We start from the raw sequence: 1,247 nt of genomic DNA on the forward strand, positions 1-1,247 counted from the left end.
TTGGAGCCTGCTCTGTATTTTCTGACGTCATAAAATACGCCCTCCAGATAATAAAAAACCCCGCATTTGCGGGGATTTTGAACTGTACATCACGCTCATTTAGATACAATACGACTAGTGCCGTAATTGTCATTAAATACGATTTGCATCACTTTGTCAACACAAAAATAACACATATTGATATATTCAAAGGGAATCGGTTAGATAATTAAGATGTAAATTAAGGTAGAAAACAATGTCTATAAAAAAAACTCTCTTTAGAAGAGTATTAATTATCACACTTTTTACAACGTGTTTTATATCCACTTCAAATGGATATGCTAATTCTGAAGAATCTTCTTCATTTTTTAATAAGTTATTCTGTTCAAAAGTAACCACAGAATTAAAAACCGAACTTCATAATCACCTAATTCATGGAAACGAATGGTGGGAAAAAAGATTCAAAGAAATTAGAATGATAGAAGAAGTATATTTCTTGCATAACATGTCGACTTTATCAAAAGAACGTTTTGAACAACATGTAAATATGATAAGAGAATGGCATGATATACTGTGGGAAAGAAACAATAGTTTTAGCGATTTAACCGGCAGTATGCTACAAAAAATAAGTGTAATAGAGGATCTAAATAAAGCAAAACAATCTAAGAACCATATGGAGGAATCAGAAATTCTGAAAGTCCTTCCTATAATTGAAAAGCGGATAATTGAAAATAAAAGAAAACTTCATAAACTAGATTATGAAAGTGAAGCGTTATATAAGTTTATCATTCACTTTTATTGATAGTTACATAATTTTGCGAAAAATACTTTTGAAGCGCATTAAGAGCAACCTTTAGCGAACTCACAAGATGTAGTAATTCTTGATCTTCACTAACAAGGTACTGTAGCGCTGCATAAAGATTGTACTGTCTATAGAGATGTTGCGCCTCTTTTATTGCCTCGTGAACAGATTGATAATGACGCGTTGCTTTTTCAACCCATTGCTCAAAGCTATCTGGGTCTGAATTTGTAGACACATCATCATAAACAGCGCTTGGCAAGCCCTTTGCACAAAGGTAATTATTCCTTATCTGTAGATATTGCTGGGCGGCATCATATTGCTCTTGAGTAAGCACGCCTTGCAAGCAAAGCCGCCCTATGTAAGACCCAGAAAGTGGATTTTTTGCCTCCTGTAGCGTTAAACCGAAGCGCTTTGCACGCATTTCTATTGCCAATTTATCAACGGCTTCACGCGGTGCTTTTGCACG

Annotated in this window: 2 protein-coding genes; one reads left to right on the forward strand and one right to left on the reverse strand. The window is 34.8% G+C overall.

The genetic code is table 11. The features are described from left to right. Positions 1-235 precede the first annotated feature (235 nt). Positions 236-781 carry a hypothetical protein gene (locus ACFIKG_RS09270; protein ID WP_375652195.1) on the forward strand — a complete coding sequence of 182 codons (546 nt, stop codon included), beginning with the start codon at positions 236-238 and terminating at the stop codon, positions 779-781. On the opposite strand, the gene ACFIKG_RS09275 is transcribed toward ACFIKG_RS09270, so the two are convergent. After that, on the reverse strand, positions 765-1,247 hold a 483-nt coding region (locus ACFIKG_RS09275), incomplete at its 5' end, for a hypothetical protein (protein ID WP_375652196.1). The genes ACFIKG_RS09270 and ACFIKG_RS09275 overlap by 17 nt on opposite strands.

Origin of the sequence: Bartonella sp. LB28NMGDW, from assembly GCF_042194435.1 — a bacterium.
GTDB lineage: Bacteria > Pseudomonadota > Alphaproteobacteria > Rhizobiales > Rhizobiaceae > Bartonella > Bartonella grahamii.

What these genes read in the sequence shown, in the direction of transcription:
- ACFIKG_RS09270 (WP_375652195.1), top strand. Translation starts at nt 236, where the DNA reads ATGTCTATAAAAAAAACTCTCTTTAGAAGAGTATTAATTATCACACTT.